Genomic DNA, 21,104 nt, shown 5'->3' with positions numbered 1-21,104 from the left:
ACCAGACTGCATTTGCCACCCACCTGCAGTCTTCCATCATTTTCGCTTCTGTCGATCATCGTCTTGATCGCTGATGCGGCGTTATGGAGGCGTCTATGTCTCAGCATTTCGTCGTTGAAGCCGACCATGCAGCAGTCGGCGTAGCCATGCGCGTGCCCGGCGGCTTTCGCTTCGTTTATTCCAATCCGCAATATCGCGCATTGGAAGGCAGGATTTTCCCGCGCGCCCGCGCCCTCGCGGGCGCAGTTCGGACCATCACATCGAGATTGGTGCGGCGTGCCAACCGCGCGGGATCCCCTCCGTCCTGAGGGCGTGGGCCGCCATGACGCGGCCGTCAGCTAAATTGCCCTTCGCGACGTCGCCGATCGGCGACGCGCGCCTGCGGACTGCTTTGTCCGCGCGCATCAACGGAAAACCAATTCAAATGAAAGTAAGCATCCGGCGAAGGCCGCGGCGACGTCCGTTTAGTTTGGGTGGAGGATTCCGTCTGTCTCGATCAGCTTCAAGGCTTGAGCGAGGGTCTTGCCGCGGTGGATGCAGAACCAGGCGCCGGTATGGCGATGCCATTGGATGTTAAAGCGATCCGGAGCGATCCAGTCCAGGCGGACGAACGGCGCGTCGAACTCTTCCCCGCGGTTATCGGCGAAGCCAGAGCGGTACCGCTGAAGAAAGCGGTAGCGGGTTCCGTGCCACTTGCCTTGGATATCGACCGGGTAGTTGAATTCGGTGGGGCGCAGGACCGGCAAGAACCGCGGCTTCAGCACGTTGGTGATGAACCGTTCACAGGTGGTGGTGATGTGCGCCTTCTCAGGCGCTTCGAGCCCGCTCATTGAGCCGCGACCGGCACCGTCGGGCGGCAGCCGCGCCAGTTCCACGGCAGCAACTCGTCGAGACGACTGGCTGGGTGATCGGCGATGCGGGCGAGGACGTCCGCGAGCCACGCCTGTGGATCGACGTCGTTGAGCTTGGCGGTGCCGATCAGGCTGTACATGACAGCTGCGCGCTGGCCGCCGCGATCCGAGCCGCAGAACAGCCATGACTTGCGGCCGAGGGCGATGCCGCGCAGCGCGCGCTCGGCGGCGTTGTTGGTGATACAGATCCTGCCATCACCGAGGAAGCGGGTGAACGCGTCCCAGCGGCGCAGCATGTAGTTGATGGCCTTGGCGAGGTCGTGGTTGCGCGAGAGCTTTCTGAGCTGCTCGGTCAGCCAGGCATGGAGCTCGCTCATCAGCGGCGCGCTGCGTTCCTTCCGGCACACGAGGCGCTCCTCGGCAGGCAGTCCGTTGATCCCGCGCTCGATGTCGAAAAGCTTGTCGAGCCGCTGCACCGCTTCGAGCGCGATCGGATAGATCAGCCCGGTGCGTTCACCCCGGCTCTTCTTGCGCGCGGCGCCCTCGACGTTGGCGAGCTCGAAGAACTTGCGCCGGGCGTGAGCGAAGCAGCCGGCTTCCAGAACCGGCCCCGGCTTGCGGCTCGCAGCATAGAGCTCGCCATAGCCGCCATAGGCATCGGCTTGGAGAATGCCGAACCAGGAAGCGAGATGCGCCCGCGGATGCTCGCCGCGCCGGTCGCGCGAGTAGTGGAACAGGGCGGCCGGCGGCGCGGGTCCGGCAAAGGGCCGGTCGTCACGAGCATAGACCCACAATCGGCCGGTATCGGTCTTGCCCTTGGCGAGCACCGGCACGGTGGTGTCGTCGCCATGCAATCGCTCGGCCGCCAGCACATGGGTCTCGAGGCGCCGATAGAGCGGCATCAGCGCGAATGCCGCCGCGCCGACCTGGTCGGCGAGTGTCGAGGTGCTCAGCGGCACGCCTTCGCGGGCGTAGCGCTCGGCCTGGCGGTTCAGCGGTTGATGCTGGCCGAACTTCTCGAACAGCAGCATGGCGAGGAAGCTCGGCCCCGCCCAGCCGCGCGGGACGACATGGAACGGCGCCGGCGGCTGGGTGATAGCCTCGCAGTCCCGGCAGGAGAACTTCTCGCGTACGGTCTGAATGACCTTCCAGGCCCGGGGGATCACCTCGAGCGTCTCGGTCACATCCTCGCCGAGCTTCGACAGGCGGCTGCCGCCACAGGCGGGGCATGAACATGGCGCGGGCACGACGACGCGTGTCCGCGGCAGGTGCTCGGGAAACGGCTTCCTCGCCGGCCGCTTGCGCTCGAACGCAGTGACGGTCGCTATCTTCGTCGTGGCGGCTTCGGCAAGCAGGTCGTCTTCGGCTGCATCACCTTCGAGGTCTTCCAGCTGAAGCTCCATCTGCTCGAGGAGCCGCCGGGTGCGTTCGGCGCTGGCGCCGTACTGCTCGCGCTTGAGCTTGGCGATCTGCAGCTTGAGGTGCGCGATCACCGCCTCGGTTGCGCTCTCCCGGGCGCGGGCGTTGGCGAGCTGGGCCTCGGCCTCATCGGCCTTGTGGAGCGCGCAAGCCAGCAGCGCCTTGAGCGCTTCAACGTCGTCCGGGAAGGGCGAAACGGCGGCTTCCATGGATCGAGTGAATCAGCATCCACCTGGCGCCGCAAGATCAAAATGGACTCCGACTGCGATTATCCGGCGCTGGCCGGACGCCAGGAATACTGCGGGTTACGCCAGTCGATCCCGTCGAGCAGGCAGGCCAGTTGGGAGCTCGTCAGAGAGACCGCCCCTTCCTTGGCAGAGGGCCACACGAACCGGCCCTTCTCGAGCCGCTTAGCATAAAGCGACATGCCGATCCCGTCGTGCCAGATGATCTTCACCAGTGAGCCAGCGCGGCCTCGGAACACGAACAGGTCACCGCCGTGCGGATCGCGCTTCAGCCCCTGCTGGACCATCAGCGCCAGGCCCTGCATGCCCTTCCTCATATCGGTATGACCCATCGCGATCCACACCCGCGCGCCCGCAGGGATCACCGCAGTGCCTTCAATGCCGCGGCCACCTGCAACGGCAATGCCGACGCGAAGATGCTCACCCGCTTGCCGCGCGCCAGATCGATGATCATCGCAGGACAGGTGCCAGAACCGCCCGACCTCGCGTCCTCGGCAACCACGGCCTCGGCAAACCGCGGCTCTGACAGACCCTGCGGCGCCGGTTCGACGGGTGCTTGGCGGAACTTGCGCCGCCAGGTGTAGATCAGCGCCGTCGAGATATCGTGCCGCCGGCAGACCTCCGCCACGCAGGCACCCGGTGAAAACGCCTCCGTCAGAATCCGCAGCCGTTCTTCATCGCTCCACCGTCGGCGCCGTTCTGGCCCCGCGAACACCGTGATCTGCCCCATCGACCGCTCCTAAGCGCACTCTCAAGTGCACGCTTAAGACCGCTCGCTCACCGACCGGACAAGGCGGGACCCGCCGGAGGGATACCGACTAGCTCATCCGGAAGCGCAGGCTCTTTGCATCGGGACATACTGGACTCTTTTCCCGCATCGCTACAGGACCGCCTCCTCTTTATGGAAATCTCACGCAGCCGCCATGATTTGCATCGCTGCCAATTCCGCTATCGCGAACTGGCGGATATGCTCGCCCAGGTCCTCGCGGCCCAGTGCCAGAGCCAGGTTAGCCTCGATATAACCGGCTTTCGAGCCGCAATCGAAACGGCGACCGTCGAAGGTGACGCCGTGGAAGGGCTGCTCCCCAATCATGGACGCCATCGCGTCCGTCAGCTGGACTTCGCCACCCGCACCCTTTTCCTGCGTCTCAAGGACCTTCATGACGTCAGGCTGCAGGATGTAACGACCGGGCAGAATGAGGTTGGAGGGTGCGGTGCCGGGTGCGGGCTTTTCGACGAGACCCTTCACTTCGGTGAGCGCGCCGTTGCGCGCGCCCGGATCAATGACGCCGTAGCTGGGCGTCTCAGCTATCGGCACTTCAAGCGCGCAGACGAGGTTGCCGCCGACCTGATGATAGGCGTCGACCATCTGCTTGAGGCAGCCCCGGCCCAACGCGCCCTTCATGAATTCGTCGGGCAGCAAGATCGCGAAGGGTTCGTCACCGACAATGTCGCGTGCGCACCAGATGGCGTGGCCCAGGCCAAGAGGCTCCTGCTGGCGCAGGAACACCGCATTGCCGGGAGCGAGCCGCGTACCTTCCAGCGCCGATAGGTCCTTGCCGCGTTCACGCTGGGTCGCTTCGGCTTCGAAAGCCATGTCGAAATAATCCTCGATCGCGCCCTTACCGCGTCCGGTGACGAAGATCATCTGCTCGATCCCCGCCTCGCGGGCTTCGTCCACCGCATATTGGATCAACGGGCGATCGACCACCGGCAAGAGTTCCTTCGGCACCGATTTAGTGGCCGGTAGGAACCGCGTTCCCAGTCCCGCGACCGGAAAGACAGCTTTGCGTATTGGCTTGTAAGGCATGGCGCTCCATTCTCGCTAAGTAGACGGGCGGACTTCGCTGCCCGCGCTTCAAAGTCAAGCATAGCGGCTAAATTGAGCTTGAGCAGATATTCGGGGGTTTGGGGCTGGAGCGGGTAGCGGGGATCGAACCCGCATCACAAGCTTGGAAGGCTAGTGCTCTACCATTGAGCTATACCCGCCCGCAGGCACAGCGCCCTGCCATTATAACGAGGCATCCGTCAACACAAAACGGAGTTTTCCCCATGCGCTCAGGTCTGGAAATTACGCAGGGAAACCGCTTAATGCATGCCAGCCATGCTCCATAGCACACCCTAACATCCGACGAAATCGTTGACGACCTCCGGCTGTGCTATCGGGTGGATGGCGAGCATGTTGATTGTCCTTGACACAAGAAATAGTTTGTAGCCATCCCATTATGGGCTTCAGAGGTGAATCTGGAGCCTACGGTCCAGTTCTGGGCGCTGTTCCCGGTACCAAGCTCGTTGTTAGTGCCGAAGAAGAGTGCCGCAGCTAGCGATATCTTTGGGCTCACCTGCACCGACCAGAGTGAGAGTCTCACTGCCGCTTCGCCTGCAACGGTCGGACCGTCAGCCACGCCCGCGCAGGCGGCGGTAGCGAAGGCGCGCCAGCCGTTCAGTTGAAGCAGCACTCCAGCGGAGAGCTAGGGGCTGGTCCGCGCATCAGCCGAGCCACGCAGTCCCAGCGCGCCGCCTAGGAAGGCTGGACTTGTAACGGTTTTGCGCCGGTCACCTGAGCGTTTAGAGCTCGCAACAGGAGACCGACAAGATGATCAAGCATACCGAAGAGTTCAAGCAGGAGGCGGTGCGGATCGCGCTGACCAGCGGGTTACCCCGGGACCGGGTCGCATCGGATTTGGGGATAGGGAAGTCGACGCTGGGCAAGTGGGTGTCGCAGTATCGGCACAGTGATTTGGGTTCAGCGCCGCAGGCAGATCTGGCACGTGAGAATGAGCGCCTTCGCCTTGAGAACCGTGTGCTGCGGGAGGAGGAGAGGGAAGTGCTAAAAAAGGCCACGCAGCTCTTCGCGAGCCAAAAGCCGTGAGGTTCGCGTTCGTGCATAGCTGGCGGCACTGTTGGCCTGTTGATCTGCTCTGCCGCGTCATGCTTGTCACTGAGCGCGGCTATCGTTCGTGGCGCTCGCGGCCGATCAGTCGCCAGGATCGCACGGACATGAAGGTATTGGCCCACATCCGGGAGCAGTACCGCCTGAGCCTTGGCAGCTATGGTCGTTCCAGGATGACGATGGAACTCAAGGAAGCCGGTCTCGACGTAGGCGAGCGCCGGGTTGGTCGGTTGATGAAGATCAACGGGATCAAGCCTGTCCGCACGCGCAGGCACAAGGTCACGACGGACAGCCATCATCGCCTGGGTGTTGCGGCGAACTGGCTCGATGGCGATTTCGTGGCCGATGCACCCAACCGCAAATGGGCTGGAGATATCACCTATGTCTGGACGTCAGAAGGCTGGCTCTACCTTGCTGTCATCTTCTACCTGCATAGTCGCCGCGTCGTTGGCTGGGCGGTCAGCGACAGGATGAAGAAGGATCTGGCGATCAGGGCGCTGGATATGGCGGCGCGCCTGCGCCAGCCCCCAGAGGGCTGCCTTTTCCATTCTGATCGCGGCAGCCAATATTGATCTTACGATTATCAGAAGTTGCAGGCCTATGGCTTGCGTCCATCGATGAGCGGCAAAGGAAATTGCTACGACAATGCGTCCGTCGAGACGTTCTTCAAATCGCTGAAGGGGGAACTGATCTGGCGTCAGAGATGGGCGACGCGACGACAGGCTGAAGCCGCCATCTTCCAGTACATCAACGGGTTCTACAATATCCGTCGCCGCCATTCATATCTGGGTGGCATCAGCCCGCTCGCCTTCGAAGCCAAGGTGGCATGATGAGATAGGTGACCGGCACAAAACCGTTACAAGTCCAGACCGCCCGGATGCTACCTGTTGGGCTCGCTTTTCCTGAAATTTTCGCATTCGGGGAAAGCGTCCTTTTGTAACTTGCAATCATAAAGTAATGCAAAGCAATGGGTGACCGAGAAATTATTGAAAAGCATTCTGATGCCAAACGAGGATTGGCGGTAAGGCTGGGGCATTGCACAGGTCACGTTTCTAAGACCAAGGGGAAGAATTTCTTGTTGGAAGGATGGCTGCCTTCTGCAGCTATCCTTTTCATAGTGGCTGTGGTCACCCGTGCAGCATGCGTCGGTGATCCGGCGGTCCATATGGATGAAGAATTCTATCTGCTCGTCGCCGATCGTATTTGGCAAGGGGCTCTACCCTATGTTGATATATGGGATCGCAAACCTATCGGACTGTTTCTGATTTACGCTTTGCTGCGCCCGCTTAGCCCCAATGGGGTGGTCGCTTATCAACTTGGGGCCTTGATATGTGCTTTCCTGACGGCATTAATCGTCCGGCGAATGTGTCTGCACTTCTGCGATAGTATCTGCGCAACCTTAAGTGGTGTTTTGTATTTGCTCTTTTTACCTCTTCTTGGAGGGGTGGGCGGCCAAGCTCCTGTTTTCTATAATATTTTAATGGGTGGCTCCGCATCACTTGTTATCCAAACGCTGGATTCTTCCTGCAGGAGGTGGATACGCGTCCGTTCCTATATGGCAATGGCGCTTTGCGGCATTGCCATACAGATTAAGTATACTGTTGTCTTCGAAGGAGTGACTTTCGGGCTATGGCTTTTGTGGAGAGAGTGGCGTGAGAGTGCTTCAGCAGCTGCTGTTACCCGACATGGGCTCATCTTAATTTCTATCGCGCTAGTGCCGACGGTGGCCGTCGGCCTGTTCTATGCATCAATCGGTTATTTCGCACAATTTTTTGATGCCAACTTCCTTTCGCTCACTAGGGTAGTTTTGCCGCAAAGTGGTCAGAGACTACAATTTCTGGTCGGTACGACATATTTGATCCTGCCATTGCTACTCATGGGCTTGATCGCCGCCGTTCCGCTAGCGTATCGACCGTTTCACAGCAAAAACATTTACCTCATATCCTGGACGATAGCCGCGGCCGTCGGATTTTTCTCAGTGGGCAACAATTATCCGCACTATGCATTGCCGGCGCTCATGCCGTTGAGCATCCTCAGTGGCACTCTATTCAAGCGAGGAGGTGCGGCTGTCGGCCTTGTGTCTGGCAGCGTGTGGTACGTAGTCTTGTTCGGACTTGCTATTTTGGGCACAACGACCGAGCGTCGGCACCGTGTAGAGGCGATGGTAGCGGCTCTGCGCCCTTACGCCGCGCATGGTTGTATCTATGTAAACGACGGTCCAACCGTTCTTTACCTGCTCACTTCTTCATGTCTGCCTACACCATATATATTTCCTGAGCATCTGAACAATGCTGGCGAAAATGCAGCGGTCAATGCACCTTCACAGATGAGAAAGCTGCTGCGGACGCTTCCGGCAGCTATTCTGCTTGCGGACAAGGAATTGGATCATCCCCGCAATCGAACCACTGCTGGCTTGGTCGAAAGAACCATCAGAAGACATTATCACGAGATCGCTCGCGTGCCGGACGTATTTTCGGGTAGGCAGCAAATCATATATGCCAGGAGCGACCTGAAATGACCAGCCGCACGCAGATTTGGCTTTTGCTGCTTCTGGCTTTTTCGGTCCGCGTCGCGGCACTCCTGCCTTTTTCAATGCATCATCCGGATGAGATATTTCAGTACCTTGAACAGTCTCATCGTCTAATATTTGAGTACGGAACAGTGCCTTGGGAATACAGATATGGGATGCGAAGCTGGCTAATTCCTTTACTCGCCTCGCCGCTGATGGCGCTGGGTTATTTTCTTGCTCCATCGACGATCTTGTACGCGAAGTTGCCCGCGCTTCTCCCCATAGCATCGGGCTTGTCCATCACATGGGCAGCGTGGGCTTTCGGCCGACGCATGGGTCCTCTTCAAGGGCTGATCGCGGGATTTGTAGCCGCAATTTGGTTTGAGCAGATATTCTTCTCCGTCCATCTGTTAACTGAGGTCTTGGCAACCGGGTGCATTTTGCCAGCTGCCGTTCTCCTGACGGATAGGGATGTGTCGCGCCGGCAATGGCTGTTGGCTGGATTTCTTCTCGGATTAGCGTTCATATTGCGCTTTCAGTATGCTCCCGCAATCGCACTTTTGCTTCTAATAAGCAGCGTCGGGTACGTCCGGCGCTGCTGGATGCCTATCGCCGCCGGTGGCCTGACCGCCCTGATCCTCTCAATGGGAGTGGATTTAACGATGGGGGAGGTGCCCTTTAGTTGGATCATAGAGAACATTCAGCAAAATCTAGTCTTTAATCGATCAGATAACTACGGCGTTGATCCTCCAGCAGCTTATTTCAGTATGATTTGGCAATATTGGAGATGGGCTGCAGTACCAATATTTTTATTGATGCTTCCGGCCATCGAGAAAAATAGGGCGATCTTTTATACTGCTCTCATCAATATCTTAATTCACATGGCTATAGGGCACAAGGAATACCGATTCATATTTTTGAGTGTTACCATCCTTGTCATTCTAGCTGCTATGGGCACCGCGGAGTTGGCTGCGCGATACGCAGTCGACCGAAAACTCGTTAAGCTCGCGCTTCTTCTTTCTTTCCTTGGTAGTTCAGTCAGCTTGGCTTTGGCCGAACCGATGTTGTCGCGCTGGACAGCCTTTGGATCGGGCATGGAACTTGCCAGGAGATATGGCGCCTCTCCCAGAAGTTGTGGGCTCGCACTGCATCGAATCAATTTCTGGCAGACTGGTGGATACAGTTATCTCCATCGCGACGTTCCTACTTATCTTACCGGCTGGAGTGATAATGATCGTATGAGCCTGCGCGATTTCAGAAATGCAGCGGGCGCGTTTAACGCGGTTATTGCTCCTCAAGGCGCGATACCAAATGGCCTCGGTTTTCGTCGCTCGGAGTGCGCCGGTTCGGAAGCAGGAGAGAACATGGCAGACGCTCGTCTCTGCCTGTACGTCCGACTCGGCGGATGCGAGCCGCGCGCAGCGAAGAATTGGGCGGTTCAGAATGTTCTCTTGAGACACGACCAATGAGTTCGCGACCTTTGCTTTTCTTTTCATTAACCGATGCGGTATATCGGTGAGGCAGCGACATCCGGGGGGATTTCATGCAGCACGCTTTACAACGACCCGACATCAGCATTGCCTTGCGTCCGCTCGAATTGTGCGTCGTCGTGCCGGTACTCAATGAACGCCCCAATATCACTGAACTGATCGACCGCGTTGCCAACGCATTAGGTACAATCGAATGGGAGATCATGTTTGTCGACGATGGTTCTAGTGACGGCACCCCGGAACTCGTCAGTCAGCTAGCCGCCATTGATCGGCGCGTTCGTCTCATCCGGCGGTTCAACCGACGCGGGCTGTCGTCTGCTGTGATCGAAGGTATGATGGCGTCTACAGCTCCGGTTGTCGCCGTGATTGATGGCGATCTGCAGCACGACGAGACGCTGTTGCCAAAACTCTATCGAGCCATCGCAGAGGATCGGAAGGACGTAGCCGTAGGAACCCGTTACTCGGGCGAAGGCTCGATCGGCAAATGGGATCAACGGCGCGCGCGGATCAGCGCATTCGCAACAAAGTTGGCTGAAATGATTGCCCGAACACCGCTGAGTGATCCGATGAGTGGTTTCTTTGCCGTCAAGCGCGACACGTTAGCGGAATTGGCGCCCCGCTTGTCGGGGATCGGCTATAAAATCTTGCTCGACATTATGGCTTCCGCATCACGGCCCTTAAAAGTTGCAGAATTTCCTTATACCTTTCGTGTCCGTCAGAATGGTGAGAGTAAGCTCGATAGTATAGTTGTTGTGCAATATTTAGAGATGCTTATAGAGAAGAAGATTGGTCATTTAGTGCCGATCAAATTTATAAAGTTTAGTTGTGTAGGTGCCCTTGGATTGGGAGTGCATATGATGGTATTGTTCACTCTCATATCACGATTCGCATTCGGTACCGCTCAAACAATAGCAGTATTATCCGCTATGACATTCAACTTCCTATTAAACAACAGCTTCACTTATCGCGATCAGCGACTGACAGGATGGCGAATGCTGACGGGACTCCTCAGTTTCTATGCGATTTGCGGCTTAGGGGCGATCGCCAACGTCGGGGTAGGCAAAATGCTGTTTGGATCCAATTATGGCTGGTGGTTCGCGGGATTGGCTGGAGCAGCGGTGGGATCAATATGGAACTATGTGATGGGCAGCTTATTCACTTGGCGTAAGTCTAGAACATAGTGCGCTCTAGGGGTTGTGGGGATTTAGGATTCCCATTTGTCCCAAGATGTGATTCATATTTTGGATGGAGCGTTTCGTATTGACCGATGCCCAGGATGTCCGATTTTGAGTAGAGTCCGACGCGAAGGAGTCGGACGGATATGAAGCGGAGCAGATCATGAAGGAGCAGGAGGTGGGCCGGCCGACGGCGGACGTGTGCCGCCGCCACGGGATCAACTCGGCGACGTTCTACAAGTGGAAATCGAAGTATGGCAGCCTGGAGGCGTCCGAGGCACGGCGACTGCGCGCGCTCGAGGACGAGAACGCGAAGCTGAAGGATCTGGTATCAAAAAAATGGTAACGCCCGGCGCTAAGCGGGAAGCCGTCGTTCATGCTCGTGAACACCACGGGAGCGAGCGCCGGGCGTGCAACCTTGGTCAGCGTGATCTGGCGGGTGATCCGGTATCGATCATCGCGGCCGGACGATGGTCCGCTGCCGGCGGTTCCGCATCCTGTGCGTGGTCGACGACTACACGCGCGCATGGTTGAGGCTGGCGGCGGACACGTCGCTATCGGGTGTGCGGTTCGCGCGGGAGCTGACGCGGCTGATCGGCGTGCGCGGCAAGCCGCATACAGTAGTCAGCGACAATGTGGCCTCGTCGGCCATCCTGTGCTGGTCGCAGGAGCGGCGCGTCGAGTGGCATTGCATCGCCCCGGGCAAGCCGATGCAGAACGGCTTTGTCGAGGGCTTCAACGGGCGCTTGCGCGACGAATGCCTCAACGAGACGCTGTTCACGTCGCTGCCGCACCCCCGGTTCGTGCTCGATGCCTGGCGGCACGACTACAACCACGTCAGGCCGCACCAACCCCCGCCGAGAAGGCCGGGGAACCTGTCTGGGGCACGCCCCCAGACAGGTTGCCATCACCTCAACCAACCATCATGAAGGAGCCGGGCTCTACCTCTGACTGGTAACAATCAGGAGAGCACGTCAGCAGCTATGGTGCGGACGAAAGCTCCAACAGGGATAGCTCGCACATCGGCGCGGGAAGCATCTTGATCATCCGCAGCTCTTCGCTGTGGCGCTTTTCTTGGTCGGAGTGATCTCCATTTTCCGCAGCAGCTTTGGTAGGGAGGGTGCGGTATTCTGGCTGGTATCCCTTGCGGCGAATCTGAACGGACCAACCCGACTTACGTTTTGTAATGGTCGCCATGTGGCAGCTCCTGTGTTGAAATTGTGTCAGGAGCGGCGAAACGGCGCTGTTGGCCCAAAACAAATAAGGCCTCAGAAATCCGAAGATCTCCAAGGCCTTATCATGGTGGGCGTGGCAAGGATTGAACTTGCGACCCCTGCGATGTCAACACAGTGCTCTACCACTGAGCTACACGCCCACGGGAGTTGGGCCAATAGCGGGGGGCGGGGGGTGGCGCAAGCCTGAAATTGCGTGCCTGACGCTAATCTTCTGGACAGCTCATCTCCGGCCCATATGCTGCGCGAAAAAGGGGACCCGCGCAGCCATGATGCCATCGACCACGGCACCGATTCAGACGACGCCGCGCCTGCCTTTCCACCGCCAGCTTTATGTCCAGGTGCTGGTTGCGATCACGCTCGGCGTACTCATCGGCCATTTCTTTCCCCATGTCGGCGTCGCGCTCCAGCCGCTGGGTGACGCCTTCATCAAACTGGTGAAGATGATCATCGCGCCGGTCATTTTCCTGACCATCGTCACCGGCATAGCGGGCATGAAGGAAGTCGGCGCGGTCGGCCGGGTCGCGGCAAAGGCCTTCGCCTATTTCCTTACCTTCTCGACATTAGCGCTGATCGTCGGGCTGCTGGTTGCCAATATCGTGCAGCCGGGCGCTGGCCTCAACATAGATCCCGCCACGCTCGACGCGGGCAAGATCGCGGAATATCAGCAACAGGCCCATGCCCGCACACTGACCGGCTTCCTGATGGACATCATCCCCGGCACGCTGATTTCGGCGGTCGCGGATGGGCACAACATCCTGCAGGTGCTGTTCGTCGCGATCCTGTTCGGCATCGCGCTGCTGCTGATCGGGGAAAAGGCCGACCCCCTGATGCGGGTGCTCGATTCGGCCAGCCACGCCATCTTCAAACTGGTCTTCATCCTCATGAAGGTCGCCCCCATCGGCGCATTGGGCGCGATGGCCTTCACCATCGGCAAATATGGCATCGGCGCGCTCGCCAACCTCGCCGGGCTGGTCGCGACCTTCTACCTCACCTCGCTCCTGTTCGTGCTTGTCGTGCTGGGCCTGGTCGCACGGGTGGCGGGCTTCAACATCCTCCACCTCATCCGCTATCTGAAGGCGGAGCTGCTGCTGGTGCTGGGCACGTCATCGTCCGAAGCCGCGCTGCCCAGCCTGATTGAGAAAATGGAGCGCGCGGGCTGCCGCAAGTCGGTGGTCGGGCTGGTCGTGCCCACCGGCTACAGCTTCAACCTGGACGGCACCAACATCTACATGACGCTGGCCGCCCTGTTCATCGCGCAGGCCACCAATGTCGACCTTGGCCTTGGCGATCAGCTGCTGTTGCTGCTGGTGGCGATGCTGTCCAGCAAGGGGGCGGCGGGCGTGACCGGGGCGGGCTTCATCACCCTGGCCGCCACCTTGTCGATCGTGCCGACGGTGCCGGTCGCGGGCATGACGCTGATATTGGGCGTCGACCGTTTCATGAGCGAATGCCGCAGCCTAACCAATTTCATCGGCAATGCGGTGGCGACGGTGGTGGTGTCGGTGTGGGAAAAGGGGCTGGACAGGGACCGGTTCACCGCCGCCATGGCGGGCCTGCCGCTGGAACCCACGCCGGATATGGAGGAAGTCGTTCCCGACTGATCGTTCAGCTCAGCTCGCTCATTGTCGCGCTGCCGAATATGCGTTCGATTTCCAGCACCAGGTCGCGCAGGTGGAACGGCTTGGACAGCACCTTGGCCTGCGGCACTGCCTTGCCCGCCTTCAACGTCACTGCGGCAAAGCCGGTGATGAACATGATTCGCATGCCCGGCGCGACGGTGGCTGCATGCTGCGCCAGTTCGATCCCGTCCATTTCCGGCATGACGATGTCGGTCAGCAGCAGGTCGAACTGATCGCTGCTGATCAACGGTACGGCGTCCGCGCCGTTCGCGACGGCCACGACCTCATAGCCCGACCGCTCCAGCGCACGGGCGAGGTAGGCGCGCATGCTATCATCGTCTTCGGCCAGCAGAATTCGAACCATCGCTGCGTCAGTCTCGCCTCTGGCCGCTCACGGCCTGCCCCATGTCCCACCCTTCGCGGATGGCGCTTGCAGTTTCTATATGCGACAAGACGCAAATATTATCCAGCCGGGTAACCATTTTTGCCGCGCGGATGAAGGGAGCTGATTTGACCCATATCGCGACGCGCGCCCCGGCCCGATCCACCATTGCCTATGACCTTTACCGGTCTGATCGCCTGATTGCGCCGGTGGTGATCTCTGTCCCTCATGCCGGGCGCGACTATGACGATGCGCTGCTGGCCTCCGCACGGGTCGAACCGCATGTGCTGCGGCGGCTCGAAGATCGCTGGGCCGATCTTCTTGCCCATCCCCTGATCGGTCGGGACCATGCCGTGATTATCGCCCGCGCCCCCCGCGCCCTGATCGACCTTAACCGGCATGAGCGAGAGATTGATCCCGCGATGGTCGCCGCGCTGCCCCGCGAAGTGCCGCTTCACGCCAGCGCAAAATTACGGGGTGGGCTGGGCCTCATTCCCCGGCGGCTGCCCGGTGCCTATGAGCTATGGCGGCGGCCCATCCCCTGGACAGAGGTGCAACGACGCATCGAACTGGTTCACCGGCCCTATCACGCCGCCCTCGCCGCGCTGATGCGGGAGGCCAGGGAAACGCACGGCCACGCCATCCTCATCGACCTTCATTCCATGCCGCCGCTGCCCCCGGTCGCCGCCGGGCAGGGCGCGCCCAATATGGTGCTGGGCGACCGCTTTGGCCGCGCGGCATCGGCGCGCCTGATGACGCTGGCCGCCGATGTGCTGGCCGGGCGCGGCATGACCGTGGCGCAAAATCACCCCTATGCGGGCGATCACATGATCGACCGGCACGGCCAGCCCGCGCAGGATCTTTACGCCCTGCAGGTAGAGGTGGATCGCACGCTCTATCTCGACGCCGCGCTGGATGGGCCGGGGCCGGGCCTTGCCCCTTTGCAGGAAACGCTCAAGGCCCTCGTCACCGCGCTTGCCAGTGAAGCCCCGCGCGCTGCCTATCCGCTAGCCGCCGAATAGGACCGCCCGGCGCGCAAAGAAAAAGGCCGGAATGGACGCCCCATTCCGGCCTTTTCAGCGATAGCGTTCCCGCGCCTTCAGCTGATTTGCTGATCCGGCAGGGCATGGGTGGGGCGCGAACCCCACAATGCGTAGAACAGGATATAAAGCTCGCAGGCGGCGGTCAGCAGGAAGGATGTCTGCAGACCGTAATTGTCCGCCAGCCAACCCTGCACCACCACCAGCGATCCGCCAGCGATCGCCATGATCAGGAGGCCGGAACCTTCTTCGGTCAACGGGCCCAGCCCCTTGATGCCCAGGGTGAAGATGGTCGGGAACATGATGGAATGGAACAGGCCGACCAGGATCAGCGACCACATCGCGACCTGCCCATGCGTGAACACGGTGACCATCATGACGATGAACGCACCGACCGAAAACGCCGCCAGCACCTTGCCCGCATCGACCTTTTGCATGATCGCCGATCCGACGAAGCGCCCGATCATCATGCCGCCCCACAGGAAGGTCAGGTAACGACCGCCCTGCTCATGGGTCAGGTTGGCGATGTCTGGCTGGCTGACGAAGTTCACGAACAGGTTGGCGACGCCGATTTCCGCGATCAGGTAGATGAAGATCGCCGGAATGCCGAAGACCAGGTTGCGGTGCGCCCACAGCGAATGACGCTTGCGCTCTTCCCGCGCCAGCCGCCTCGTCGCCGAACCCATGGCGGGCAGGGGAAAACGGGCGATGACGATGGCCAGCACAATCAGCACCAACGCGACCAGGCCATAGGGCAGGATCACCGACTGCGCATCGGCCAGTCGTTCCGCTTCGGTCAGGATCGTGTCTGCGCTGGACGTGCCGCCCTTCGACCGGCCCAGGATCAGATAGGCACCGAATAACGGGGCCAGCATCGTGCCTGCCGAATTCATCGCCTGCACCAGGTTCAGGCGCGAAGACGCGGTTTCGGGCTTGCCGACGACCGCCACATAGGGGTTCGCCGCCACCTGCAACAGCGTGATGCCGCTGGCGATGATGAACAGCATGGTCAGTGTCACGCCATAGGAAGGCAGGCTGGCGGCCAGCATCATGCCCAGCGACCCGACAGCCATGACCAACAGGCCGACGACCAGCGATTTCTGGTAGCCGACCCGTTCAATCAGCTTGGCCGACGGAATCGACGCCACGAAATAGGCGATGAACCACACGGATTCGATCAGCGTGGTCTCGGTGTAGTTAAGGTCGAACACGCTGCGCAGGTGCGGCAGCAGGGTGTTGTTGATGACGGTTATGAAGCCCCACATGAAAAAGAGGCTGGCCAGAAGCGTCAGGGCCGGCCCGTAACGGGTGCCGGGGTGATGGTCCGCGGCAACGGCTGCGGTCGATGATACAGGACCTGCCATTCATCTCTCTCCAGAGTGTAAAGGCGCAACCGAACAGGTTGCGTCGTTTCGATTTGTCCGAGTATATTCGTTCGATCGGGGCGTCAATATTGGCATCGCATGGACAGACAGCACCTTTTCGCTGCGCGCGTCGATGGATAGCAGCCTTGGCACCATGGGATGATCCACCGCTTCTCAAAAAGGGATGTAAATAGTGAGCGAATGGAAACGGGTCGATCGCGACGTGCGCGATACGCTGGGCGAGGGGACCTTGTGGTCGGCGCGCGACAATGCGGTCTATTGGGTGGACATTCGCGGACCCGCGCTCAACCGCCTGTCGCTGACCGACGGCAGCGTTCAGCGCTGGGCGATGCCCGAACCGCTCGGCTGGGTGGCGGAACGTCGGGGCGGCGGATTTGTCGCTGGCTTTCAAAGCGGCTTTGCCCGGATGACGCTCGACCCGCTGGCCATCGAATCGATCGGCGATCCTGAACCGCATTTGCCCGGCAACCGGATGAATGATGGCAAGGCGGACGGCGACGGGCGCATCTGGTGCGGCACGATGGACATGGCGGAAGAACAGGATAGCGGTTCCCTCTACCGGCTGGATTCCGATGGCCGCTGGACCACGATCGACACCGGCTACGCCGTGCCCAACGGGCCTGCCTTCTCGCCCTGCGGTCGTTGGCTCTACCACACCGATTCGGCGCGGCGCACCGTCTATCGCTTTGCCCGTACCGATGGCGGCGGCCTGGCCGACCGCGCGCCCTTCATTCTTTTTACGGAAGAGGATGGCTATCCCGACGGCATGACCGTCGATGCGCAGGGGCATCTGTGGATCGCGCATTGGGGCGGGTCGCGCATCAGTCGTTTCACGCCTGACGGACGGCTGGACCGCGCCATTCCTCTCCCCGCCCGGCAGGTGACGAACATCACCTTCGCAGGCGCGAATCTGGACCGCATGTTCGTGACGTCAGCCGCGTTCGGCCTGCCCGAAAGCGAATATGACGGCGCTTTGTTTGAAGTCGATGCAGGGGTGACCGGCCTCCCGACGCCCCTGTTCGCAGGCTGATCAGCCTCAACGTTGAAGGCGTGCCTTCGATCAACGAGCGTTAAGTCGAAATCCCCTTCCCCGTTCGCCCTGAGCCTGTCGAAGGGTCTACTTCTTCAGGTGCCAAACATCAGAAGGAAAGGGCAAGTCGCGCGATTCACATTCGCGCTGCTTGCCCCATTTTTCTTTGATTTTCCGCATTTTCCGAATCAGCAGATGAGCCCATCTGCTTCGAAAATGCTCTAACCCTGCACAGGCTCCGTCAGCGCCAGGTCCATGTCCGCCAGCGCCAGCCGCAGCAATTCCATCATCGCGTCGCGCGCCGCCGCAGTGTCGCGCGCCGCGATCGCGCGGCACACTGCCTGATGGTCGGGCAGGGGGTCGCGGGGGGCCATTCGCTTGCGCTGTTTGAACAATGTCGTCCATCCGACCGCCGCCCCCACCGAACTCGCCAGTGCGGCCAGTGCGTCATTATGGGTCGCGGCCAATATGGCATTGTGGAATTGCTGGTCCGCCAACCGGCCCGCCGGGCTCGCCAGGCCGTTGCGCTCCATTTCCTCCAGCGCTTGCGTCATCGCCGCCAGCTGCTCCTCGGTCCGCCGCCGTGCCGCCAGTTCCGCCGCTGCCGGTTCGATCACGCTGCGCAGTTCGAACAGGTCGCGGACAAAGGCTGATTCAGGCTCGCCTGCGAACATCCAGGCCAGCATTTCCGGGTCCAGCACGTTCCAGCGGCTGCGGGGCAGGACGCGGGTTCCTGCCTTGGGGCGGCTTTCCAACATGCCCTTGGACACCAGAATGCGAACCGCTTCCCGATAGGCGGTGCGCGACACGCCCAGCTTCTCGGCTGCCTCGATCTCGCCTTCGAACAGGTCGCCGGGCCGGTGCTTGCCCGTCAAGATCGCCGTGCCCAGGTTGCGGGCAATGGCCTGATGGATGCGCAGCCCGCCGTCGTCGGTTCCCAGCCTGTGCGCGCGCGTCAATCTTGGCCCCTCCTAATCCTCGAACGCCGTCGTAGGGCAATGTTCGCCGCAAAGGAAGGCGTCGGCCACCAGCCGCAGAGGCGCGATGTCGGCGTCGATGGCGTGGTTCGCCACCAGCGCGACGAAGCGCCGGTACATGGCGGGATATTCGTCATCCGGGGCCTTCACCTGCACCTCGCCGTCCAGCCGCAGCATGTTGCCGCCTTCGGACAGCAGCAACTGGCCGTCGTCGGTATCGACCGCGATATCCCAGGTCTGATGGCCCGTCTGCCGCCAATCGAACACCGCTTCGACAGATGCGCCCGAAGCGGTCGCCATTTGCAACTGCGCGCCGATCGGCGTCTGCTTGTTCGCCGGAATCTCCAGCCGCGCGGACAGCATCGCCAGCGGTTCGGCCACGATTTCGGTCAGGATCGACAGCGCGTTGATGCCGGGATCGAACACGCCAAATCCGCCCGCTTCCCAGATCCACGGCTGGCCCGGATGCCAATGCCGCACATCTTCGCGCCACTGGATCGAGATATGCCTGATCGTGCGGGTCGCCAGCCATTGCGTCGCCTGCGCCACTGCGGCGGCGTAGCGGCTGTGCCAGCTCGCATAAAGGCTCACGCCCTGCCGCTCGGCCAGCGCGACCAGCGCCTCTACTTCCGACACGGTCGCGCCCGGCGGCTTTTCCAGAAAGACATGCTTGCCCGCCAGCAGCGCCTGTCGCGCGGATTCATACCGGACCTGGGGCGGCTGGCACAGGATGACCGCGTCCAGTGCAGGCTCGCCCGCCAGCATCGCGCCCAGGTCGGGATAATTATTGACCCCTTGCGCCTGCGCGTTGCGGCTGGCGACCGCTGCCAGTTCGATCCCGTCCACCTTTGCCATCGCGGGCAGATGCTGGTCGCGCGCGATCTTGCCCAGCCCCACCAGGCCCGCCTTGATGACATGGCTCACAGCGCGCGCTCCAGCCTGACGAATATGGCTCCGTAGCCCATAGCTTTCTCCTGCTGTCCGATGCCTCAATGATTGTCGCGCGGCAGGCCCATGGTCTGGGCGATGCGCTGATATTTCTCCGCCCCCTCCAGGATCGCGCCGTCGTTCAGCTGCCCGACCAGATTGCGCTGGATTTCCTGCCATGGCGTCTGCGATGCCGGATAGCGGTAGCCGCCCGCCGCCGCCAGCCGCGCGCGCCGCGCCGCCATTTCCTCGTCGGACACCAGCACGTCCACCGTCCCCTTGTTCAGGTCCATCCGCACCCGATCACCGGTCTCGATCAGCGCCAGCCCACCCATCGCCGCCGCTTCGGGCGAAGCGTTCAGGATCGACGGGCTGCCGCTCGTTCCCGATTGCCGCCCGTCGCCGATGCAGGGCAGGGCGCTCACACCCTCGGTGATCAGATAGGCGGGCGGTCGCATGTTAACCACCTCCGCCGCGCCCGGATAGCCGATCGGCCCCGCGCCGCGCATGAACAACAGCGTGTCCGCTGTGATGCCCGTCGCCGGATCGTCGATCCGCGCATGATAATCCTCCGGCCCGTCGAACACGACCGCCGGACCTTCAAAGGCGTTGGGATCGCTGGGGTTCGACAGATAACGCCCGCGAAACTCCTCGCTGATGACGCTGGTCTTCATCACCGCCGCGTCGAACAGATTGCCCGACAGCACCAGAAAGCCCGCATCTTCCTTGATCGGTTGAGCGAAGGGGCGGATGACGCGTTCGTCCTCAATCTCCACGTCCCGGCAATTTTCGCCCATGGTCTTGCCATTGACCGTCATCGCGCCCTCGCGGATCAGCCCTTGCGCGATCAACTGGCCCACCACCGCAGGCACGCCGCCCGCATGATAATAATCCTCGCCCAGATATTCGCCCGCAGGTTGCAGGTTCACCAGCAACGGCACCTTGTGCCCCACCGTCTCCCAATCCTTGAGCGGCAGGTCGACGCCGACATGGCGCGCAATCGCGGCCAGGTGGATGGGCGCATTGGTCGATCCGCCGATTGCTGAATTGACCAGGATCGCATTGTGAAACGCATCCAGCGTCAGGATGTCGGACGGTTTCAGATCCTCATGCACCATCTCGACGATGCGCTTGCCGGTGCGGTAGGCGGCTTCCTGCCGATCGCGATAGGGGGCGGGGATCGCCGCCGATCCCGGCAACATCATGCCCAGCGCTTCGGCCAGGCTATTCATCGTCGTCGCCGTGCCCATCGTGTTGCAATATCCGGTCGAAGGCGCCGACGACGCCACCAGCTTGATAAAGCCATCATCGTCGATCTTGCCCGCCGCCAGCAGCTGCCGCGCATGCCACACGATGGTGCCCGACCCGGTGCGCTCACCCTTGTGCCAACCGTTCAGCATCGGCCCGACCGACAGAGCAATCGCCGGAATATTGACCGTCGCCGCCGCCATCAGCAGCGCCGGCGTCGTCTTGTCGCATCCCGTGGTCAGCACCACCCCGTCAAGCGGGTAGCCATATAGCGCCTCGACCAGCCCCAGATAGGCCAGGTTGCGGTCCAGCCCCGCCGTGGGCCGCTTGCCCGTTTCCTGGATCGGATGCACCGGAAATTCCAGCGCGATGCCGCCCATTTCACGGATGCCGTCCCGCATACGCTCGGCCAGCACCAGATGGTGGCGATTGCATGGCGACAGGTCGCTGCCGGTCTGGGCGATGCCGATGATCGGCCTGCCGCTGCGCAATTCCTCCTGGCTCAACCCGAAATTCAGGTATCGCTCCAGATACAGGGCGGTCATGTCGATATTGTCAGGATTGTCGAACCAGGCGCGGCTGCGCAGCTTCGGGGCGGGCTTGACGGTATCGCTCATGACGGGGACCCTGACGATGAAGAATAAGGAGCGCATTGACGCATTTGCTCCCCGCATATACT

18 protein-coding genes, 2 tRNA genes and 2 pseudogenes are annotated in these 21,104 nt (G+C 60.9%); 9 read left to right on the top strand and 13 right to left on the bottom strand.

Going from position 1 to position 21,104, the window contains the following annotated elements:
• Positions 1 to 95: 95 nt before the first annotated feature.
• On the top strand, positions 96 to 308 hold the full coding sequence (locus tag FHS54_RS01265; protein WP_167301971.1) for a hypothetical protein: 213 nt from the start codon (positions 96 to 98) through the stop codon (positions 306 to 308).
• Between the two features lie 156 nt (positions 309 to 464).
• On the opposite strand, the gene FHS54_RS01260 is transcribed toward FHS54_RS01265, so the two are convergent.
• The 6 genes from FHS54_RS01260 to FHS54_RS01235 all read right to left on the bottom strand — a co-directional run bounded on the left by FHS54_RS01260 (position 465) and on the right by FHS54_RS01235 (position 4,504).
• Complete coding sequence (locus FHS54_RS01260) at positions 465 to 830, bottom strand: DUF3024 domain-containing protein (protein WP_167301970.1); 366 nt, start codon at positions 828 to 830, stop codon at positions 465 to 467.
• Positions 827 to 2,479, bottom strand: a complete 1,653-nt coding sequence (tnpC, locus tag FHS54_RS01255; protein WP_167301969.1) for an IS66 family transposase — start codon at positions 2,477 to 2,479, stop codon at positions 827 to 829. The genes FHS54_RS01260 and tnpC overlap by 4 nt, the downstream gene beginning before the upstream one ends.
• Positions 2,480 to 2,538: 59 nt before the next feature.
• On the bottom strand, positions 2,539 to 2,859 hold the full coding sequence (gene tnpB, locus FHS54_RS16505) for an IS66 family insertion sequence element accessory protein TnpB (protein ID WP_341785936.1): 321 nt from the start codon (positions 2,857 to 2,859) through the stop codon (positions 2,539 to 2,541).
• A 17-nt stretch (positions 2,860 to 2,876) separates the two neighbouring features.
• Positions 2,877 to 3,245, bottom strand: a complete 369-nt coding sequence (gene tnpA, locus FHS54_RS01245; RefSeq protein ID WP_167301968.1) for an IS66-like element accessory protein TnpA — start codon at positions 3,243 to 3,245, stop codon at positions 2,877 to 2,879.
• 180 nt (positions 3,246 to 3,425) lie between these two features.
• A complete protein-coding gene (locus tag FHS54_RS01240) occupies positions 3,426 to 4,325 on the bottom strand; it encodes a UTP--glucose-1-phosphate uridylyltransferase (protein ID WP_167301967.1) in 900 nt (299 codons plus the stop codon).
• Between the two features lie 105 nt (positions 4,326 to 4,430).
• Positions 4,431 to 4,504 (bottom strand) — tRNA-Gly (locus FHS54_RS01235).
• Between the two features lie 607 nt (positions 4,505 to 5,111).
• Between FHS54_RS01235 and FHS54_RS01230 the strand changes: the two are divergent.
• The 5 genes and pseudogenes from FHS54_RS01230 (at position 5,112) to FHS54_RS01210 (ending at position 11,511) form a co-directional block, all read left to right on the top strand.
• A pseudogene (locus FHS54_RS01230) lies at positions 5,112 to 6,238 on the top strand (IS3 family transposase).
• A 137-nt stretch (positions 6,239 to 6,375) separates the two neighbouring features.
• Positions 6,376 to 7,926 carry a hypothetical protein gene (locus FHS54_RS01225; protein ID WP_167301966.1) on the top strand — a complete coding sequence of 517 codons (1,551 nt, stop codon included), beginning with the start codon at positions 6,376 to 6,378 and terminating at the stop codon, positions 7,924 to 7,926.
• On the top strand, positions 7,923 to 9,386 hold the full coding sequence (locus tag FHS54_RS01220) for a glycosyltransferase family protein (RefSeq protein ID WP_167301965.1): 1,464 nt from the start codon (positions 7,923 to 7,925) through the stop codon (positions 9,384 to 9,386). Before FHS54_RS01225 ends, FHS54_RS01220 begins: the two co-directional genes overlap by 4 nt.
• A gap of 74 nt (positions 9,387 to 9,460) precedes the next feature.
• Entirely contained in the window at positions 9,461 to 10,588 is a 1,128-nt protein-coding gene (locus tag FHS54_RS01215) for a glycosyltransferase (RefSeq protein WP_167301964.1), read from the top strand.
• A 157-nt stretch (positions 10,589 to 10,745) separates the two neighbouring features.
• A pseudogene (locus FHS54_RS01210) lies at positions 10,746 to 11,511 on the top strand (integrase core domain-containing protein).
• 52 nt (positions 11,512 to 11,563) lie between these two features.
• Here FHS54_RS01210 and FHS54_RS01205 read toward each other — a convergent pair.
• Positions 11,564 to 11,779, bottom strand: a complete 216-nt coding sequence (locus FHS54_RS01205; RefSeq protein WP_167301963.1) for a hypothetical protein — start codon at positions 11,777 to 11,779, stop codon at positions 11,564 to 11,566.
• Positions 11,780 to 11,882: 103 nt separating this feature from the next.
• Positions 11,883 to 11,957 (bottom strand) — tRNA-Val (locus tag FHS54_RS01200).
• Between the two features lie 126 nt (positions 11,958 to 12,083).
• Between FHS54_RS01200 and FHS54_RS01195 the strand changes: the two genes are divergently transcribed.
• Positions 12,084 to 13,418 (top strand): dicarboxylate/amino acid:cation symporter, encoded by a 1,335-nt coding sequence (locus FHS54_RS01195; protein ID WP_167301962.1) that lies wholly within the window; start codon positions 12,084 to 12,086, stop codon positions 13,416 to 13,418.
• A gap of 4 nt (positions 13,419 to 13,422) precedes the next feature.
• Here FHS54_RS01195 and cpdR read toward each other — a convergent pair whose 3' ends face one another.
• On the bottom strand, positions 13,423 to 13,800 hold the full coding sequence (gene cpdR / locus FHS54_RS01190) for a cell cycle two-component system response regulator CpdR (RefSeq protein ID WP_167301961.1): 378 nt from the start codon (positions 13,798 to 13,800) through the stop codon (positions 13,423 to 13,425).
• 146 nt (positions 13,801 to 13,946) lie between these two features.
• On the opposite strand from cpdR, the gene FHS54_RS01185 reads away from it, so the two are divergent.
• On the top strand, positions 13,947 to 14,840 hold the full coding sequence (locus FHS54_RS01185) for an N-formylglutamate amidohydrolase (RefSeq protein ID WP_425057289.1): 894 nt from the start codon (positions 13,947 to 13,949) through the stop codon (positions 14,838 to 14,840).
• Between the two features lie 77 nt (positions 14,841 to 14,917).
• Here FHS54_RS01185 and FHS54_RS01180 read toward each other — a convergent pair whose 3' ends face one another.
• A complete protein-coding gene (locus FHS54_RS01180) occupies positions 14,918 to 16,222 on the bottom strand; it encodes a sugar MFS transporter (RefSeq protein WP_167301959.1) in 1,305 nt (434 codons plus the stop codon).
• Positions 16,223 to 16,415: 193 nt separating this feature from the next.
• Here FHS54_RS01180 and FHS54_RS01175 point away from each other — a divergent pair, with 193 nt between their 5' ends.
• Positions 16,416 to 17,273: an SMP-30/gluconolactonase/LRE family protein gene (locus tag FHS54_RS01175; RefSeq protein ID WP_167301958.1), complete on the top strand. Its 858-nt coding sequence runs from the start codon at positions 16,416 to 16,418 to the stop codon at positions 17,271 to 17,273.
• A gap of 221 nt (positions 17,274 to 17,494) precedes the next feature.
• Here the strand turns inward: FHS54_RS01175 and FHS54_RS01170 are convergent, their stop codons facing one another.
• The 3 genes from FHS54_RS01170 to FHS54_RS01160 form a co-directional block, all read right to left on the bottom strand.
• Positions 17,495 to 18,232, bottom strand: a complete 738-nt coding sequence (locus FHS54_RS01170) for a FadR/GntR family transcriptional regulator (protein ID WP_167301957.1) — start codon at positions 18,230 to 18,232, stop codon at positions 17,495 to 17,497.
• Positions 18,233 to 18,244: 12 nt separating this feature from the next.
• Positions 18,245 to 19,174: a Gfo/Idh/MocA family oxidoreductase gene (locus FHS54_RS01165; protein WP_167301956.1), complete on the bottom strand. Its 930-nt coding sequence runs from the start codon at positions 19,172 to 19,174 to the stop codon at positions 18,245 to 18,247.
• A gap of 65 nt (positions 19,175 to 19,239) precedes the next feature.
• Positions 19,240 to 21,042: an IlvD/Edd family dehydratase gene (locus FHS54_RS01160; RefSeq protein WP_167301955.1), complete on the bottom strand. Its 1,803-nt coding sequence runs from the start codon at positions 21,040 to 21,042 to the stop codon at positions 19,240 to 19,242.
• Between the last annotated feature and the right edge of the window lie 62 nt (positions 21,043 to 21,104).

The organism is Sphingobium vermicomposti (assembly GCF_011762025.1).
GTDB classification, from domain to species: domain Bacteria; phylum Pseudomonadota; class Alphaproteobacteria; order Sphingomonadales; family Sphingomonadaceae; genus Sphingobium; species Sphingobium vermicomposti.
This window is presented reverse-complemented; position numbering and strand designations above follow the sequence as displayed.

Excerpts from the sequence above, each read along its gene's own strand:
- FHS54_RS01265 (WP_167301971.1), top strand. The coding sequence starts at position 96 with ATGTCTCAGCATTTCGTCGTTGAAGCCGACCATGCAGCAGTCGGCGTA.
- FHS54_RS01260 (WP_167301970.1), bottom strand. The coding sequence starts at position 830 with ATGAGCGGGCTCGAAGCGCCTGAGAAGGCGCACATCACCACCACCTGT.
- tnpC (WP_167301969.1), bottom strand. The coding sequence starts at position 2,479 with ATGGAAGCCGCCGTTTCGCCCTTCCCGGACGACGTTGAAGCGCTCAAG.
- tnpA (WP_167301968.1), bottom strand. The coding sequence starts at position 3,245 with ATGGGGCAGATCACGGTGTTCGCGGGGCCAGAACGGCGCCGACGGTGG.
- FHS54_RS01240 (WP_167301967.1), bottom strand. The coding sequence starts at position 4,325 with ATGCCTTACAAGCCAATACGCAAAGCTGTCTTTCCGGTCGCGGGACTG.
- FHS54_RS01225 (WP_167301966.1), top strand. The coding sequence starts at position 6,376 with ATGGGTGACCGAGAAATTATTGAAAAGCATTCTGATGCCAAACGAGGA.
- FHS54_RS01220 (WP_167301965.1), top strand. The coding sequence starts at position 7,923 with ATGACCAGCCGCACGCAGATTTGGCTTTTGCTGCTTCTGGCTTTTTCG.
- FHS54_RS01215 (WP_167301964.1), top strand. The coding sequence starts at position 9,461 with ATGCAGCACGCTTTACAACGACCCGACATCAGCATTGCCTTGCGTCCG.
- FHS54_RS01205 (WP_167301963.1), bottom strand. The coding sequence starts at position 11,779 with ATGGCGACCATTACAAAACGTAAGTCGGGTTGGTCCGTTCAGATTCGC.
- FHS54_RS01195 (WP_167301962.1), top strand. The coding sequence starts at position 12,084 with ATGATGCCATCGACCACGGCACCGATTCAGACGACGCCGCGCCTGCCT.
- cpdR (WP_167301961.1), bottom strand. The coding sequence starts at position 13,800 with ATGGTTCGAATTCTGCTGGCCGAAGACGATGATAGCATGCGCGCCTAC.
- FHS54_RS01180 (WP_167301959.1), bottom strand. The coding sequence starts at position 16,222 with ATGGCAGGTCCTGTATCATCGACCGCAGCCGTTGCCGCGGACCATCAC.
- FHS54_RS01160 (WP_167301955.1), bottom strand. The coding sequence starts at position 21,042 with ATGAGCGATACCGTCAAGCCCGCCCCGAAGCTGCGCAGCCGCGCCTGG.